This window comes from Coprococcus sp. AF21-14LB, assembly GCF_003458885.1.
Taxonomy (GTDB): domain Bacteria; phylum Bacillota; class Clostridia; order Lachnospirales; family Lachnospiraceae; genus UBA9414.
Genome location: NZ_QRVX01000046.1, coordinates 1 through 17,988, shown reverse-complemented (window position 1 = coordinate 17,988; position 17,988 = coordinate 1). Strand labels below are relative to the sequence as shown.

General features: G+C 39.4%; 17 protein-coding genes. All 17 read left to right on the top strand.

The annotated features are described in order from the left end of the window. Positions 1–166 precede the first annotated feature (166 nt). The 17 genes from DWX73_RS10645 to DWX73_RS10565 all read left to right on the top strand — a co-directional run bounded on the left by DWX73_RS10645 (position 167) and on the right by DWX73_RS10565 (position 17,889). Positions 167–676, top strand: a complete 510-nt coding sequence (locus DWX73_RS10645) for a prepilin peptidase (RefSeq protein ID WP_158556858.1) — start codon at positions 167–169, stop codon at positions 674–676. A gap of 51 nt (positions 677–727) precedes the next feature. Then, complete coding sequence (locus tag DWX73_RS10640; protein WP_118348756.1) at positions 728–2,311, top strand: ClC family H(+)/Cl(-) exchange transporter; 1,584 nt, start codon at positions 728–730, stop codon at positions 2,309–2,311. Between the two features lie 83 nt (positions 2,312–2,394). Further along, the gene (pyrH, locus tag DWX73_RS10635; protein ID WP_118348755.1) at positions 2,395–3,090 is read left to right on the top strand and encodes a UMP kinase; all 696 of its coding nucleotides are present in this window, start codon (positions 2,395–2,397) and stop codon (positions 3,088–3,090) included. Positions 3,091–3,115: 25 nt separating this feature from the next. Next, positions 3,116–3,667, top strand: a complete 552-nt coding sequence (gene frr, locus DWX73_RS10630; RefSeq protein ID WP_118348754.1) for a ribosome recycling factor — start codon at positions 3,116–3,118, stop codon at positions 3,665–3,667. 117 nt (positions 3,668–3,784) lie between these two features. Further along, positions 3,785–4,492 carry an isoprenyl transferase gene (locus DWX73_RS10625; RefSeq protein ID WP_118348753.1) on the top strand — a complete coding sequence of 236 codons (708 nt, stop codon included), beginning with the start codon at positions 3,785–3,787 and terminating at the stop codon, positions 4,490–4,492. 1 nt (position 4,493) lies between these two features. Then, positions 4,494–5,294, top strand: coding sequence for a phosphatidate cytidylyltransferase (locus DWX73_RS10620; RefSeq protein WP_118348752.1), 801 nt, complete (start codon positions 4,494–4,496; stop codon positions 5,292–5,294). Positions 5,295–5,307: 13 nt separating this feature from the next. Then, the gene (locus DWX73_RS10615; protein ID WP_118348751.1) at positions 5,308–6,453 is read left to right on the top strand and encodes a 1-deoxy-D-xylulose-5-phosphate reductoisomerase; all 1,146 of its coding nucleotides are present in this window, start codon (positions 5,308–5,310) and stop codon (positions 6,451–6,453) included. Continuing rightward, entirely contained in the window at positions 6,454–7,488 is a 1,035-nt protein-coding gene (gene rseP, locus DWX73_RS10610) for an RIP metalloprotease RseP (protein ID WP_118348750.1), read from the top strand. Between the two features lie 12 nt (positions 7,489–7,500). Then, positions 7,501–7,965 (top strand): GNAT family N-acetyltransferase, encoded by a 465-nt coding sequence (locus DWX73_RS10605; protein ID WP_118348749.1) that lies wholly within the window; start codon positions 7,501–7,503, stop codon positions 7,963–7,965. Positions 7,966–8,607: 642 nt separating this feature from the next. Beyond that, positions 8,608–10,068 carry a hypothetical protein gene (locus DWX73_RS10600; protein WP_118348748.1) on the top strand — a complete coding sequence of 487 codons (1,461 nt, stop codon included), beginning with the start codon at positions 8,608–8,610 and terminating at the stop codon, positions 10,066–10,068. An 80-nt stretch (positions 10,069–10,148) separates the two neighbouring features. Then, positions 10,149–10,433, top strand: coding sequence for a hypothetical protein (locus DWX73_RS10595; protein WP_118348747.1), 285 nt, complete (start codon positions 10,149–10,151; stop codon positions 10,431–10,433). 107 nt (positions 10,434–10,540) lie between these two features. After that, the gene (gene loaP / locus DWX73_RS10590; RefSeq protein WP_118348746.1) at positions 10,541–11,047 is read left to right on the top strand and encodes an antiterminator LoaP; all 507 of its coding nucleotides are present in this window, start codon (positions 10,541–10,543) and stop codon (positions 11,045–11,047) included. Positions 11,048–11,128: 81 nt separating this feature from the next. After that, positions 11,129–12,346, top strand: coding sequence for a DegT/DnrJ/EryC1/StrS family aminotransferase (locus DWX73_RS10585; RefSeq protein ID WP_118348745.1), 1,218 nt, complete (start codon positions 11,129–11,131; stop codon positions 12,344–12,346). Positions 12,347–12,373: 27 nt separating this feature from the next. Continuing rightward, positions 12,374–13,057, top strand: coding sequence for a sugar transferase (locus DWX73_RS10580; RefSeq protein ID WP_118348744.1), 684 nt, complete (start codon positions 12,374–12,376; stop codon positions 13,055–13,057). 5 nt (positions 13,058–13,062) lie between these two features. Continuing rightward, the gene (locus tag DWX73_RS10575) at positions 13,063–13,878 is read left to right on the top strand and encodes a glycosyltransferase (protein WP_118348743.1); all 816 of its coding nucleotides are present in this window, start codon (positions 13,063–13,065) and stop codon (positions 13,876–13,878) included. Positions 13,879–13,912: 34 nt separating this feature from the next. After that, positions 13,913–16,252: a glycosyltransferase family 2 protein gene (locus DWX73_RS10570; RefSeq protein WP_118348742.1), complete on the top strand. Its 2,340-nt coding sequence runs from the start codon at positions 13,913–13,915 to the stop codon at positions 16,250–16,252. A gap of 557 nt (positions 16,253–16,809) precedes the next feature. After that, positions 16,810–17,889: a glycosyltransferase gene (locus DWX73_RS10565; RefSeq protein ID WP_118348741.1), complete on the top strand. Its 1,080-nt coding sequence runs from the start codon at positions 16,810–16,812 to the stop codon at positions 17,887–17,889. Positions 17,890–17,988 lie beyond the last annotated feature (99 nt).

Genomic DNA, 17,988 nt, shown 5'->3' with positions numbered 1-17,988 from the left:
GCGGCCGCACATTCTATCTTGTTTGTCAACTATTTTTACAAAATAAAAAGACTCCTATATTATTTCTAATATAAGAATCTAATTATTTTTCCTTAACTTAATGACATTGGGCCATAGGGCTCTTTTTTGCTGTTTCGATATATCGCAGAACCGGAGTTGTACTGTTTTGACCTTGTATGCAGAGAGCAACTCTGCTAAGATAATACCGAAAGAAGATATGCGGCAGTCAGAGTTGTATATGTGGAGAATCAGTTATGATATAATGGTATTTTGTATATTGGCAAGAGCGTCATGGTATGATCTGCAGCATAAGCAGATTCCGGATCGATGCTGTATCTGGCTGGCAGGAATCGGGCTGGTTAGGATATTTGTCTGTCCGGAATGTACATGGAGTATCTGCCGGGGCTTGTTGGGAGCGGCAGCAGGGAGTGTGCCGATGTTTCTTACGACTCTTGTTGCGCCGGGAGCTTTTGGCGGAGGTGATATAAAGCTGATGGCAGCTGCAGGAATTGGACTTGGACCGAAAGGCAGTCTGACTGGATTATTGATCGGAGTAACTGCAGCAGGATGTTATGGGGCGGCGGGCGTTCTTTTGCAGCATCTGAGGTTGAAAGATCGAATTGTCTTTGGACCATTTCTTAGTGTAGGGATTGGAATCGCGTATCTGCTTTTCTGACGGCAGTATATGGGCTGGATAAAACAGAAATATTAGAAAGGGAATGAGAAAATGAAACAGGATACATCGGAAGTCATGAAAGATGCAGAAGCATTTCAAGTGCGCCTGATCGGGAAAGGTGTTCTTGTAGGAGCTGTCGGTGGCTTGATTGTTCTGGTTTACCGGATTGCGCTGACGTACGCGTCTACTTGGCTGAATGAAGTAATTACATGGGCAGAAGGCAATGGCTTGAGAATGGGACTATGGTTTCTATGTCTTACGGCAATGGCATTGGTTATTGGCAAACTGGTTACTTATGAACCAATGATTTCGGGGAGTGGGATTCCGCAGCTGGAAGGCGAGATGGCAGGAAAGCTGGAACAGACATGGTGGAAAGTAATTCCGGCTAAGTTTGTGGGCGGCTTTCTCTCACTGCTCGGCGGATTATCTCTTGGCCGGGAAGGTCCGTCCATTCAGCTTGGCGCCATGAGTGGAAAGGGAATTGCACGGGCGCTGAGATGCGGGAGAACAGAAGAAAAATTTTTGATGACATGCGGAGCCAGTGCGGGGCTTTCTGCTGCGTTTCATGCGCCGCTGGCAGGAGTCATGTTTTCCTTGGAAGAAGTACATAAGAATTTTTCCACAGCTGTGCTTGTTTCAGCGATGGCATCGTCTCTGACCGCTGATCTGATTGCCGGAAGTATCATTGGAATTGAACCGGTATTTCAATTTGATATTGGAAATGTACTGCCGCACAGTTACTATTGGTTATTAATTCCGCTTGGTATGATTTTGGGAGCTATGGGAGTTTTCTATAACTGGTTTACGTTGATGATGCAAAAGCTGTACCAGAAGCTGACAAAGATTCCGACATGGGGAAAGCTGCTGATTCCGTTGACGGCAGCCTGGATTTTGGCATTTACGATGCCGGAATTACTTGGAAGCGGTCACAATCTGATCATAGGGCTGACAAGCCACGAATATACGCTTGGAGTTCTGATGCTTCTGTTTCTGTTGAAATTTCTTTTTGCAGGATTAAGCTTTGGCTCCGGAGCTCCGGGAGGAATCTTCTTCCCGCTTCTTGTGCTTGGATCACTGATCGGGGGAATCTTCGGTATGGCGGGCGTCTCTTTCTTTGGAATGGATATTAACTATGTGAATAATTTTGTACTGCTTTCGATGGCAGGATATTTTACAGCCATTGTGCGGGCGCCGCTGACTGGAATTATATTGATTTTTGAAATGACCGGAAGTTTAAGTCAGTTATTGTCTCTTTCCATCATATCGATCATTGCTTATGTAACAGCATCACTTCTGAAATCTGCTCCGATCTATGAGAGCCTTCTGGAACGTCTTCTGCAAAAGCGCGGTATAGAGCCGGAAGGGGATGAACGGGGAAAGATACTTCAGGAGCAAGTGATTATGCTGGGTTCCGAATTGGAGAATCGAAGAATCCGGGAGATTGTGTGGCCGAAGCATTGTCTGCTTGTGGCGGTGAAAAGAGGAGAGCGGGAACTTCTTCCGCATGGCGATACACTCTTAAAGGCAAGCGATATGATCGTGATTCTGACCAATGAGAAAAATGAAGCGGAAGTGCACGATCATCTGGAACAGCTTTGTCGGGAAAAATTGCACTCCGAAGGGGAGAGAGGTTAATTTTGCTGTTCCATTTTAATGTAAGGTATGGTATACTTTTGCCAAACGGATAATGAAAATCTTAAGATAAGGAGCTATTACTTATGAAAAGAGTATTGTTAAAGCTAAGCGGAGAAGCGCTTGCAGGGGATAAAAAGACAGGATTTGATGAAGCTACTTGTATTGGAGTGGCGAAGCAGGTAAAAGAGCTTGTGGACAGCGGAATTCAGGTTGCAATTGTTACAGGCGGAGGCAACTTCTGGAGAGGAAGAACGAGTGAGACGATTGACCGGGTGAAAGCAGACCAGATCGGAATGCTTGCAACTGTTATGAACTGTCTGTATGTATCTGAGATTTTCCGTCATGTAGGAATGCAGACAGAGATCTTCACACCGTTTGTCTGTGGTGCATTTACGACATTGTTTTCAAAAGATGCAGCAATTGAAGCTTTGGAAGCAGGAAAAGTAATTTTCTTTGCGGGAGGAACAGGACATCCGTATTTTTCTACAGATACAGGTGCAGTACTTCATGCGATAGAGATTGAGGCGGATGCAATGCTGCTTGCTAAGGCAATTGACGGTATTTATGACAGTGATCCGAAGCTCAATCCAGAAGCAAAGAAATATGATGAAATTTCAATTGATGATGTGATCGCACAGGGACTTGCGGCGGTGGATATGACTGCTTCCATTTTGTGCAAAGAGAATCATATGCCGATGCTTGTATTTGGACTGAACGAAGAGAACAGTATCGTAGAGACTATGAAAGGAAGTTTTACAGGTACGAAAGTAACTGTGTAAAATAATAAAACCGGAGGAATAAGACATGAATGAAAGAGTAAAAGTATACGATGAAAAGATGCAGAAATCAATTCACAGTTTAGAAGGAGAACTGGCTACAATTCGCGCAGGACGTGCGAATCCACATGTATTAGACAGAATCGTTGTAGATTATTATGGAAGCCCGACACCAATCCAGCAAGTTGCCAATGTATCTGTGCCGGAACCGCGTATGATTCAGATCCAGCCGTGGGAGAAAAGCATGATCCGTGAAATTGAAAAGGCAATTCAGGTATCCGATCTTGGAATCAATCCGACGAATGATGGAACATGTATCCGTCTGATTTTCCCGGAATTGACAGAAGAACGCCGTAAAGAACTTGCAAAGGATGTTAAGAAGAAGGGAGAGGCTGCCAAAGTCGCAGTTCGTAACATCCGCCGCGATGGAAATGATGTATTTAAGAAATTAAAAGGAAGTGAAGTTTCTGAAGATGAGATCAAAGATCTGGAAGAGGAACTTCAGAAACTGACAGACAAATATATCAAAGAAGTCGATAAGGCTGTAGAAGTAAAGACAAAAGAAGTTATGACAGTCTAGTGTGAAATGAGGCAGGGATAAGCGGAGGCGGTGACGCTTCTTGCTTATCCTTCTTGATTTACATGAAAGAGCGATGAAAAAAGTATGATATATATTCCTAAGTGGAGGAGGAAGGGTATGAAGATACCACAGCATGTTGCGATCATTCTTGATGGGAATGGACGCTGGGCAAAGAAGCGGGGAATGCCACGCAATTACGGGCATGTACAGGGAAGTAAGAATGTAGAGCGAATCTGTGAAGATGCGTATAAAATGGGAATCAAATATCTGACAGTATATGCATTTTCCACAGAGAACTGGAATCGTCCGAAGGATGAAGTAGATGCGCTGATGAAGCTTCTGAGAAACTACATGAAAACATGTCTGAAGACAGCTGAAAAGAATCGGATGAGAGTCCGGGTTATTGGTGATATCAGCCGTCTGGATGAAGATATCAGAAAGAGAATTCTGGAACTGGAGAAGGCTTCCGAACATAATGACGGACTGAATTTTCAAATTGCGATCAATTATGGAAGCAGAGATGAAATGATCCGTGCCATGCGTGCTATGGCAAAAGATGTGGAAGCAGGGACACTTGCGCCGGAAGCAATTAGTGAAAAGATATTTGAAAGTTATCTTGATACACACGATATTCCGGATCCGGATTTGCTTATCCGCACAAGCGGAGAACTTCGACTGTCGAATTATTTATTATGGCAGCTGGCTTATACGGAGTTTTATTTTACAGATGTTCCATGGCCGGATTTTACGAAAGAAGAACTGACAAAGGCTATCGAACAATATAATAGCAGAGATAGACGCTTTGGAGGCGTGAAGGAGGAATAACATGTTTAAGACAAGACTACTGAGTGGAATTCTTCTGATGATCGTTGCGCTTGTGACCGTGATCAGTGGGGGCGGTATTTTATTTGCGACACTTTTGATCATCAGCTTGATTGGTATGTCTGAGCTTTATAAAATCTTGGATGTGCATAATAAACTGCTCGGATGCGTAGGATATGTAGGAGCGATCATTTATTACGGACTGCTCTGGTTTGGATATGAAGAATGGATTATTTGCATGAGCATTGGATTTCTGATTCTTCTTATGGCTGTATATGTATTTTCTTATCCCAAATACCATGCAGACCAGGTGATGATGACATTTTTTGGACTATTCTATGTGGCGATGATGCTGTCCTATGTATATCAGGCGCGGGAACTGCCTCAGGGTGCATTCCTCGTATGGCTTGTATTTATCTGTTCCTGGGGATGTGACACATGTGCTTATTGTGTCGGTGTGCTGATTGGAAAACATAAAATGGCGCCGAAATTAAGCCCGAAGAAATCCATTGAGGGCGCAGTCGGAGGTGTAGCAGGGGCAGCGCTGATCGGAGCGCTCTATGCATTGGCAGTAAATCACTTTGCACAAGTAGGAGCGCCTGTTGGGATGTATGCGGCGATCGGCGCAGTGGGAGGTTTGATCTCCATGGTAGGCGATCTGGCAGCATCAGCCATTAAAAGAAATCATAATATCAAAGATTACGGCAAATTGATTCCGGGACACGGCGGTATTCTGGATCGGTTTGACAGTGTGATTTTTACAGCACCGATTATTTACTATATGGCAGTGCTATTTATGAAATAGGGGATGGTATAAGATGAAGACAATAGCAATTCTTGGTTCGACTGGTTCCATCGGAACACAGACTTTAGAAGTTGTACGAGAGAATCAGGATATTCGAGTGGCAGCTCTTGCTGCCGGAAATAATATTGCGCTGTTGGAGCAGCAGATCAGAGAATTTGCGCCAAAGACAGCGGCAGTCTGGACAGAAGAGAAAGCAAAAGAACTTCGGGAACGGGTGAAAGACCTTCCTGTGAAGATCGTATCCGGAATGGATGGTCTTTTGGAAATCTCTGTACTGGAAGAGACAGACATACTTGTAACAGCGATCGTGGGAATGATCGGAATCCGCCCTACCATTGCTGCAATCCGTGCGGGAAAAGATATTGCACTTGCCAATAAAGAAACACTTGTGACGGCAGGACATATCATTATGCCTCTTGCAAAGGAACATCATGTATCGATTCTTCCGGTAGACAGTGAACACAGCGCTATTTTTCAATCCTTGCAGGGAAATGAAAAGAATTCTATTAAGAAAATCCTTCTGACTGCTTCCGGTGGACCGTTTCGCGGCAGAAAGAGGGAAGAACTTGCAAACATTCAAGTGGAAGATGCCTTAAAGCATCCGAATTGGGAAATGGGACGCAAGATTACCATTGATTCTTCTACAATGATCAATAAAGGTCTGGAAGTGATCGAAGCAAAATGGCTCTTTGATGTGGACTTTGATCAAATCCAGGTTGTGGTGCAGCCGCAGAGCGTGATCCATTCTATGGTAGAATATGAAGATGGAGCAGTCATTGCACAGTTAGGTACACCGGATATGAAGCTTCCGATCCAGTATGCGCTGTATTATCCAAAGCGCAGAAATTTGCCCGGAGATCGGCTTGATTTCTGGAAGCTGACAGAGCTTACATTTGAACAGCCGGATCTGGAAACATTCTATGGACTGCGCCTTGCCTATGAAGCAGGAAGGGCGGGAGGAACGATGCCGACAGTATTCAATGCTGCCAACGAGCGTGCGGTCAGTCTGTTTCTTGATCGAAAGATAAAATATCTGGAGATTCCGGAAATCATTCATTACTGCATGGATGCACATAAACGAAAAGAAGCGCCGACGGTGGAAGAAATCCTTTCGGCGGAAGCAGAGACTTATGAACAAATAGAAAGCAGGTGGAGCTAGTTGGGAATTATACTGGCATTATTGCTGTTTGGCATTATCGTGATGTTTCACGAGTTGGGACATTTTCTGCTTGCCAAGAAAAACGGTATTAATGTTTCTGAATTTGCGATCGGAATGGGACCGACACTTGTCAGTACCGAGAAAAACGGTACCGTGTATTCCTTGAAACTTCTTCCGATCGGTGGATTTTGCGCGATGGGAGAAGACGAGGAAGATACAAACGAGGAAGGAAGCTTCAACAGTAAATCTGTCTGGGCAAGAATTTCAGTAATTGCTGCTGGACCGCTGTTTAATTTCCTTATGGCATTTGTCCTCTCCGTGATTCTTGTTGCCTGGAATGGCTGTGATGTTCCGGTGGTAGCAGATGTCATTGACGGTCTTTCCGCACAGGAACAGGGAATTCAGGCAGGAGATAAGATTGTAAGACTGAATGATAAGCGAATTCATCTCTCGCGGGAAATCACACTCTTTAACCAGATGAATAAAGATAAGACCGTTGAAGTAGAATTTGAGAGAGATGGTAAGAAGCATACTGTTATGGTTGAACGGACATATGATGAAGAGTCCGGAGGATACCTCATGGGGATCATGCGTTCGAATCAGTATGAAAAAGCAAATGTGCTTACTTCTCTTCAATATGGCGTCTATGAAGTCAAGTATTGGATCGACTCGGTTATTGACAGTTTGAAAATGCTTGTGACTGGAGCAATCGGTCTGGATCAGCTGTCCGGTCCGGTCGGTGTTGTAGACTTTGTAGATGATTCTTATCAGGAAACGAAAGAATACGGGATATCGGCAGTTGTGATTACTTTTATGAATATTGCAATTTTGCTGAGTGCTAACCTGGGGGTAATGAATCTCCTTCCGATTCCTGCGATGGATGGCGGAAGGCTTGTATTTTTGATTGTTGAGGCAATACGAGGAAAACGGATTCCGCCGGAGAAAGAAGGAATGGTACATTTCGCAGGATTTGTGGCATTGATGCTTCTAATGGTCTTTGTACTCTTTAACGACTTGAAACATGTGTTTCTGTAGAGGAGTGAAAAAATGCTGACGATTCGAAAGATGAAAATGATCGATTATCATGAAGTGGATCGGTTGATGCAGAAGCTGCACAAACTGCACGTCGAGGCGAGACCGGATTTGTTTGCCGATAAAGAACATCCATATTCGCTTGATGAATATTTTCAGATAGTGGCAAGTGAGGAAATCATCTCTTATATTGCACAATGGGATAATGAAATTGCTGGCCTTGCAATTACACAGATGCGTGACAAAAGTATGATGGTAGATCAGAAAATTGCCTATATGGATGACTTGATCGTCGATGAAAAGTTTCGCGGAAGAGGGATTGCAAAAGCACTTGTGAAAGCGAGTGAAGAAGAGGCAAAACGTTTTGGTGCAAAAAGACTGGATCTGATGGTTTGGGCATTCAATGAGAATGCGGTGCAGTTCTATCGATCGCTTGGGCTGGAAGTCCAAAGATATATTCTTGAGAAAGAATTAGAGTAATTTTATAAAATTTATAAATAAGAATAAGAAAAAGAATCTTGAGAGAAATAGCAATGTAAGTCAATTATGCTATTTACTGAAGATTCTTTTTTGCTTGGTTGCAAGTTTCATATTCGGATAAAAAATATCGTGAAGTTATATACTTCACGAAAAAATCTTAGTTTAAAATCAATGGTATTTACACATTTCTACCTATCAAATTATATCACATCTTGTCAAAAAGGCAAACGAATCTTAATTTTCTGCAATAAAAAGTCCCATTTCTGTTATTTTCTGTTCCCTGTCTCACTTTTTTTGCTGTTTTTATTCCAAAACTGTGTTTTCGTTTGCACAAACGTCATAAATATTTATCCACAATTATTTGATATACATCTATTCTCTTTTCAATTTTCGCTTTGCTCAAGCATTTTCCCTATCTTTTTATGTGATAAGCCGTCAAATGAGCCGTCAGAGCATTATGAGAAAAATCTGATAGCTATCGGATTTTTAAAAGATTTCATAACGTATGAGCCTGTGCTATCAGCCGTCAGCCATTGCCGTCAAACTTATTTTAGCAAAAATTCACTTGCGGAACTACTGGATTTTTCAGGCATTTTTTAGATTTTTTCGTGAAGTATATAACTCCACGAAAAAGGAGCGTGGATGGAAATGCCGGAAACAGGTTATTTTGTACTGACACTGCCGCTGAAGACAGAAAAATGGCAGGAGGATGTGCTGAATAAACGTTTTGAAGTCAATCGTGAGATCTATAATGCCCTGCTGCGTGGAGGGCTGAGTCGTTATGCCCAAATGGTCCGGACAAGGCGATATCGCAGTTTGATCCAGAAGCTGGATGCAGAGAAAGACTTGAAAGAGCGGAAGAGCATTTATAAAGAACTGGATGAGATGCAGGCACAATATCGTCTGCGGAAATTCGACCTTTCTAGCGATGCGACTCCGTATCGAAAGTATTTTAAAGAAAATACGGATGCACCGGTTGTACAGAATTTGTCAGTTCAGGTGTGGAAGGCGCTGTATGCGCTGATGAGTCGTCAGGCGAAAGTGGTACATCCGAAAAAACAGGGAGAGCTTAGAGCGCTGGAAGGAAAAACGAACAAAACATCAATACGGTTTCAGGATGGCGCAGTGTTCTGGAAAGGACTCCGGCTTCCGGCTTATATAAAGGGAAATACTTATGAGAGAGAAGCACTGTCACAGGAAATCCGGTATTGCCGAATCAAGCGAAAATGGATCAGAGGACGGGAATGTTACTATGTGGATCTGGTTATGTGCGGGAAATGTCCGGTTAGAAATTCCGGATCAGAGATGGTTTCAGGAAACAATGGGAGGAATCGGGCAAATGTGGCTGCAGAAGAAAAGGAAACTTCTGTCGTAGGTCTGGATCTTGGGCTTCGAAGAATTACAGCAGTCAGCGATACCGAGATCAGAGCATTTTCCCTTCCGGAAAAGGACAGGAATCTGGAACAAAGGCGCAGAGAACTGGCTCGTAAGATGGAGCGGAGCAGACGGATCAATCATCCGGAAAATTATGATGGCAGCGGGCAGATTCGTTCGGGAGAAAAAAAGTGGCATTATTCTAATCATTACCGGAGATACCGGGAGAAGTACCGGGAACTGGGACGTTTGCAGAAAATCTATCGAGAAGAAGAACAGAGATGTCTGATCAGAGAAATCCAAGAGATGGGAGAAGTTTTTCATGCAGAAAAACTAGACTATCAGAAAATGAAGCGGCGGAATGGTGCAGTACGACTAGGGAGAGCTGTGGAGGATACCGCAATAGCAGGCTTTTTGAATAAGTTGGAGTGGAAATTGAGGCAGAACGGAAAAAATCTGATCTATTTTGATCCAGTCAAAACGGCATCCGCCAGATGGAACCATGTAACGGAAGAAAAAGAAGTATGCTCCCCACGCAGCGCATTCCGAAGTATTGATGGAATTCTGATAGAGAGACAGACTTATAGTGCATTTTTAATGCAGCATGGAGATGTTAAGACAGGAAAAATAAATGCGGAAGAGTGCCGAAAGGCATTCAGAAGCTTTATGGATATATATTATTTGAGCGTTGCCGGAAACAGATATGGAACAGGAGAAGCGGCAGGCTAACTTAATCGGAAATCTAACATTGAGAGAAAAACCAGTCAGCGGTCGGGAAGCGGGCCGATTGCTCACGCCGGAGAACCGGCATGTACCGGGAAAGACCGGCGCAAGAGCAGAAAGTCTGCCAGAAAGGAGTGAGTTTTGCGTGTGCTTTGGCAGCGCAGAGAAGCTTTTCTATGGCAGAACGTGAGAACAGAAGTGCTCATAGCTTCGGTATAGAATATTTAAATAAGATGTCTGGAGAGAGAATTATACAGACAGCAGAGAAACAAAAGTTCTGGAAGGGAGATCGTCGCTTTGCCGCGTTTTCCGAAGGAATGGTCATAAAGGCATATCGTTCCGCAGAAGGAACATTTATAGAAGCAGTTTGAACTGAGAAAGGGGAAGAAGCAGCTTCAAAAAATGAAAAGATCTGCGGAATGGCGAAGCACGCCCTTTTTACAGGGGATGTGAGTGTATCGGAAAGGGAGGAAGATTCATGTGGTATGTTGTTCAGGTGCGAACCGGAATGGAAGAAGAGATCCGGATTCAGTGTGAGAAAGTACTGTCACGGGAAGCATTTGAGAGATGTTTTCTACCTTATTATATAGGGATGAAAAAATATGGAGGCGAATGGCATGAAGAGAAGAAGCTCCTGTTTCCGGGATATGTATTTGTGATCAGTGAGAATGCAGAACGGCTGTTTCTGGAATTGAAAAAGGTATTGGGACTTACAAAGTTACTGGGAGGCGGACAAGAGATTGTGGCGCTGCATCAGGAAGAGATAGCATTTTTGAGATTATTCGGAGAAGAGAAAATGATCGTGGAGATGTCTGTCGGAGAGATTGAAAATGGAAAAATCAGAGTGATAGAAGGTCCATTAAAAGGATTGGAGCATCAGATCCGGAAAATAGACCGACACAAACGAAAGGCCTGGATTGAGGTGGAACTTGGAGGAAAACGACAAGAAACGCAGGTAGGTCTGGAGATTGTGAGGAAGAGTTGAAAAAAGATATTAGAAGAGAAAAGACTTTGCAAAAGCAAAGTTTTTTTGAATAGAAAAACACAAAAATGAGGAGTGAGAAAAATGGATTGTATCAAACGAAATATACCGTTTAGTCCGCCGGACATGAGTGAGGCGGAAGTGCGTGGAGCAGTGGAGGCAATTCAGAGTGGTTGGATTACAACAGGTCCAAAAACAAAAGAATTTGAAAGAAGGATTGCAGAATACTGTGGAGTAAAAAAGGCAGTTTGTCTCAATTCTCAGACAGCTTGTGCAGAAATGGCGTTGCGTGTACTTGGAATTGGGCAAGGGGATGAAGTAATTGTTCCGGCTTATACATATACTGCATCTGCATCAGTAGTATGCCATGTAGGCGCAAAATTAGTATTGATCGATACACAGCCAGATTCGCTGGAAATGGATTATGACAGAATGGAAGACGCAATTACAGAACATACGAAAGCAGTCATTCCGGTTGATCTTGCAGGCGTGCCTTGTGATTATGATAGAATTTTTGAAATCATTGAAAGGAAAAAAGGGTTATTCAAACCTGCAAATAAGATTCAAGAGAAAATAGGAAGAATTGCAGTTTGTGCAGATACCGCACATGCTTTTGGCGCTGAATGGCATGGAAAGAAAGCAGGAAGTATTGCAGATTTCTCTAGCTTTAGTTTTCATGCAGTAAAGAACCTTACAACAGCAGAAGGCGGAGCATTGACATGGAGAAGTATGGAAGGAATTGATGATGAAGAAATATATCATACGCTTCAGCTACTTTCACTTCATGGACAGTCGAAAGATGCATTGGCAAAAACGCAGCTTGGCGCTTGGGAATATGATGTAGTTGCTCCGTGGTATAAATGTAACATGACAGATATTATGGCAGGAATTGGTCTTGCACAGTTGAACCGTTATGAAGGAATGCTTGCAAGACGAAGAGAAATTATTCAAAAATATGATGCAGCGTTTAAACATTTAGGTATTGAAGTGCTTCCACATTATACAGAAGAATATCAGTCTTCCGGACATCTATATCTGACAAGAATTCCGGGAATTACATTGGAACAGCGTCAGGAGATCATTGTGAAAATGGCAGAAGCAGGAGTTTCTTGTAATGTGCATTATAAACCACTGCCAATGTTGACAGCGTATAAAAATCTTGGATTTGATGTAAAAGATTATCCAAATGCATTTGCACACTTTGAAAATGAGATCACACTGCCGTTACATACAAGATTGACAGATGAAGATGTGGAGTATGTGATAGAACAGTTTAGTAGAATCGTGAAAGAATATATTTAAATGTGATAGTAGAAATGGGAGATAAAGATGTTACGAGAATGGGAAAAGTTACCAAAATATATGCAGACAGAAGAAGTTCGTCCATATTATGAAAGACTAAAAAAGAAAAAAGTAAGCTTGGCATTAAAGAGAGCTTTTGATGTGATTGCATCCTCTATCATGCTTGTAATACTTTCTCCTCTGATGATTATCATTTCAATTCTGATTGTAGCAGATTCAAAGGGTGGGGTATTTTACCGGCAGGAGAGAGTTACGCAGTATGGAAAAAAATTCAGAATATTTAAATTCCGGACAATGGTGGCAAATGCGGACAAAATCGGAACACAGGTAACGATATCAAACGATAACAGAATTACAAAAATAGGCTCTGTTATCCGTAAATATCGTATTGATGAGATACCACAACTACTCAATATTCTGGTAGGCGATATGTCGCTAGTGGGTACACGTCCAGAAAGTGTGTATTATGTGAAGTATTATACTCCGGAAATGATGGCTACTTTACTTCTGCCTGCAGGTGTGACATCAGAAGCAAGTATACTTTATAAAGATGAGGCAGAATTGCTTGATCAGACAGATGATGTAGAGAAAGTTTACATAGAAAAAATTCTTCCAGAGAAGATGAAGTACAATCTGGAAAGCATTAAGAAGTTCAGCTTTATCCGGGAAATAAGAACAATGATTAAAACTGTTATAGCAGTTGTGAGGTAATAGAAATGGAATATAGTGTTTTAATGACTGTTTATGGAAAAGACAATCCAGAATATTTTAGAAAAGCTTTGATGAGTATGGTCAAGCAAACCAAAAAGCCAGATGAAATTGTATTGGTTAAAGATGGCCCTATCAATGATGAACTGCAATCTGTAATAGATAAGATTGATGAAAAATATCAAAATCTAATCGTTCAGGTGCCTCTTCCTAAAAATAAAGGTTTAGGTCTTGCATTAAATGAGGGAATAAAAGTATGCAAAAATGAACTTTTGGCGCGTATGGATTCGGATGATATTTCATTACCTACAAGATGTGAAAAGCAGATAGCCGAGTTTGAAAAAAATCCAAAGTTGGATATCATTGGCTGTCCTGTAATTGAATTTGTTGGTGAACCAAATAATAAAGTTGGAAAACGTGATGTACCGTTAGACAATGAATCAATACATAAATATTGTAAAAAGAGAGATCCTTTTAATCATCCAACTGTTATGTATCGAAAAAGCAAAGTAGAGGCTGTTGGTTGTTATGGAGATCTTAGAAAAAATCAGGATACAGATTTATGGATAAAAATGTTGGCAAATGGTGCTGTTTGCAAAAATCTGCCAGAATATCTGTTGAGATTTCGTTTTGATGAGGGTACTTATAAAAAAAGAAAAAACTGGTTAAATACAAAGTTATTGATTGAAATCAGGTGGAAAGCTTTTAGAAGGGGATTTTGTTCTTTTATTGATTTCGCGGAAGTTGCAGGGGCACAAATGGCTATTTACCTATTACCAGTAGGCTTTCAGGAATTTGTTTATAAAAAAGTTTTAAGAAGGTAAAATTCGGATTTTGAACAGAAAATGAGGATTTATAATGAGTTTAGAACAGAAAATAAATTACCAGTTAAATAAATATCCAGCTGTAAAAAGGGTGATAAAAAGAGCATATCAAACAGGAATGTATGCTGTTTCAAAGAAAGTTAAATCAGAAGGAAATATTACCAGAATATCTCCGGATGATTCTGAGCATGAATATTTTTTTGGGTATTATGATAAATCACCTTGGGATATTACTGATAGATATATGCTTTGTCTTAAAGCTAATGATACGTGGTCAGATGTAAGTCCAAAAGAAAAAGCGGATATTTTATTGATTGATACAGAAAAAAGTGAATCTGATCCAGAAAGAGTAAAAAAAATTGCAGAGACTAGTGCATGGAATGTTCAGCAGTCTTGTATGCTTCAATGGTTAGGACCGGATTTTAAAGATAGAATACTTTTCAATGATTACAGGGACGGAAAATATGTATCTGTTATTTTAGATTTAAACACTATGACAGAGAGGATTATTCCTGCACCTATTTATACAGTATCTTCTGATGGAAAGTTTGCATTAACATTGGATTTCAGCAGATTATATAACTTAAGACCAGGATATGGATACTACAATGTTCCAGAGAACACGAAAGATGTTCCGCTTCCAGATACCGCTGCTGTATGGAAAATATCACTGGAAACAGGTGAAGTGACAGAATTTTTGAAATATACTGATTTTGCTAGATTTCAACCAAGACATGAAATGCAGGAAAAAGGAGCTATTCATAAAGTAAATCATCTTATGCTAAGCCCAAACAATAGGAGATTTATGGTATTGTACCGTTGGTTTAATGGTGAAAGAAAATACACAAGATTGATTACCTGTAATGTTGATGGGACGGATATGTATGTTTTATCTGATGATGATATGGTTAGTCATTGCTTTTGGAAAAGTGACAATGAAATTATTGCTTTTGAAAATAAAAAGCATGGTGGTACGGGATATTATCTTATGCGGGATAAAACAGAAAAATATTATCATTGTTGGAAAGAGTTGGCAGGAGATGGGCATCCAAGCTTTTCACCTGATAGAAAATTGGTAGTTACTGATTCTTATCCAGATAGAGCGCGGATTCAATATATCAAGGTTATGGACGGAGATGTAAGGAAGACAGAAGTAAACGTAGTTGCAAAAGTATTTGCACCTTTTAAGTATGATAATGACACAAGGTGTGATTTGCATCCAAGATGGAACCATGCAGGAAATAGAATCTGTTTTGATTCCGTTTTTGAAGGACATAGAGGTCTTTATGTAATTGATGTAACTAATCTGTGTGATTTATCAGATGATAATGATAGATATGCCAATCCTTTATTGAGCGTAATAGTACCTGTATATAAAGTAGAGCAATATCTGAAAAGGTGTACAGATTCAATCAGAAATCAGACTTATAAGAATTTGGAAATAATACTGGTGGATGATGGATCACCGGATGATAGTGGTCGGTTGTGCGATGAAATAGCCATGCAAGATGATAGAATTAAGGTTATTCATAAAAAGAATGGCGGTTTATCAAGTGCAAGGAACGCTGGAATAGAAATTGCTTCGGGAGATTTTATAACTTTCGTAGATAGTGATGATTGGATTGACTTAAATATTTATAAAAAATGTATCAATATATTTCAAAGATATGAATGTGATGTTGTTGATTTTAAAGCTACATTTTCAAATGGTAGAGATGAAATAGAGAATAGCTCATATTTTGCGCCAGTTTTGGTAGAAAATGGAGAAATACTTTATGACTATTTATATAGGGGACAAACCGAAAAATGTCCTTTTTCCGTTTGCCGTAAGGTTTATCGTAAGGGTTTGTATGAAGAAATAAGTTTTCCAGAAGGAAAGGTAAATGAAGATATAGCAACCAATTTTAAAGTTTTACAAAAAGGTTCAAAATTAGTACATATTTCGGATATTGGGTATTTCTATTTTCAAGGAAATTTAGAAAGTATTACAAGTGGAATGCTTAGAAAAAAGGATTTTGATTTGCTAGATGCCAGTAATGAATTGTGTGATTTATCAAAACAATATCAAGATACTAGAATTAATAATCTGGCTAAAATTAAACTAGCTAGGAGTTATTTTTCTTTATTGGCAAAGGCAGCAACTGGTGGAATAGATAAGGACATAAGTAAAAATGATCTAAGATTTCTTACTAGAAATCTTAGAAAAAATTATTTACGTTTAATGAAATCACCGATTTCATTAAACAGAAAAGTTTTTATTACATTGGCAAGTATAAATTATAAATGTATAAAAATTCCATATATGATATTAAGAGAGATAAAACAGGTGTTAAGGAAGATGATTTTAAAGTTGAAATCGATGAATTTACATTAAAAAACTATCAAGGTTATGTAAGTCTGCATCTTTTAAATTAGTTCCCAGATTAAAGCTAAACGGGAGGAGTCAAATCACATGTGAACTATCTTTGCTGAAAGTATCTCTATTAGATGATAATAATTACTACCATTTTATGAGTGGAAATGATTATATAATAGTATCGCATAGTGAATTTAAATCTTTTTATTATGAAGGAAATAAATTTGTGGGATTTGCAGATTAGGAATTGCAACAATATCAAATTTATCATCTATTATAGGGAGAAGTAATAAGGAAAACGTTTAAGTGGAGTTATTGTTGTAATGAAATGTTCATACAAACAATGCTAGTAACTCAAAGTTTAAAAGCAAAGAAATCCATTCTTGTCAAAATGAGAATTGTCAAAACTTAAGAGCTATAGATTGGAAGAGAGGAAAACCATATACTTTTGACTATAGAGATTATCAAGAGTTAATTAATTCAGAAAAAATATTTGTCAGGAAAGTAAATAATGATACTCCTGAAAGAATTGAATTATTAAATTTGCTAGATAAACGGAAGGAAAATATATAGAAATGAAAATTGCATGCATAGGGTATCTTCATGGTGCAGGAGGTGCTGAAAAACAGATTATCATGTTGGCTAATGCATTGGCAGAGCGAGGTCACGAAATTCATTTAATTATATTGGCTGCAAATAATAGTCAATATGATATTAGAAATGATGTGAATAAACATGATTTATCTGACTTAGAAAAGAAAAGCGGAAATAAAATTCTAAATCGATATTTGGCTTTGAAAGAAATATTGAAAGAGATAGCACCAGATGTTTCAATTAATTACTGGCTTCAATCTGCATATTTTTGTGCAATGATGTCAAAAAGTATTATCGGGAAAGTAATATATTCTGAAAGAGGTGATCCTGGCGATAAGGAATATTCTGGAATACTTGGTATAGTGCGATGGTTAGCATTTAAACGTATAAATGGGTTTGTATTTCAATCGGAAGGAGCTAGAAATTATTTTGGTGAAAAGATACGAAAAAAGTCTATAGTGATTCATAATTCAGTTTCTATACCAGATGATAAATATACGATACCATGTGAGTGTAGAAAAAAGAAAATTGTAACAGTTGGAAGACTTCATCCACAAAAAAATCAAAAAATATTGATAGATGCTTTTTCAAAAATAGCAAATGATTTTCCAGAGTTTGAGTTGGATATATATGGCGATGGAGAATTAAAAAAAGATCTACAAGAGCAAATTTGTAGATTAGATATGGAAAAAAGAATTTATCTAAAGGGTACGGTAAAAAATATTCTTGATTATGTTTATGATGCATCAATATTTGTTTTGTCATCTGACTATGAGGGGTTACCAAATTCTTTGATGGAAGCTTTGGCACTGGGTGTACCAAGCATATCAACAGATTGTAAACCGGGAGGTGCAAGGACATTAATAAAAGATGGATTAAATGGATGGATTGTGCCAAGAGGAAATGCGGATATATTAGCAAAAAAGATAAAAGAAGTTTTAAATTCTGAACTTGACAATTGCTTGCTTAAAAAAGAGGCAATTAGTTTCAGAGTATCTCATTCATCTAAGACAGTGTTTAATAGATGGGATGAGTATATTAAGCTATTATGCCAAAAATAAACATTAATAATTTTGAAGGAATGTAAATATTATGCCAAAAATAAACATTAATAATTTTGAAGGAATGTAAATGGTAATAAAAAAGAAGAATTTAAATTA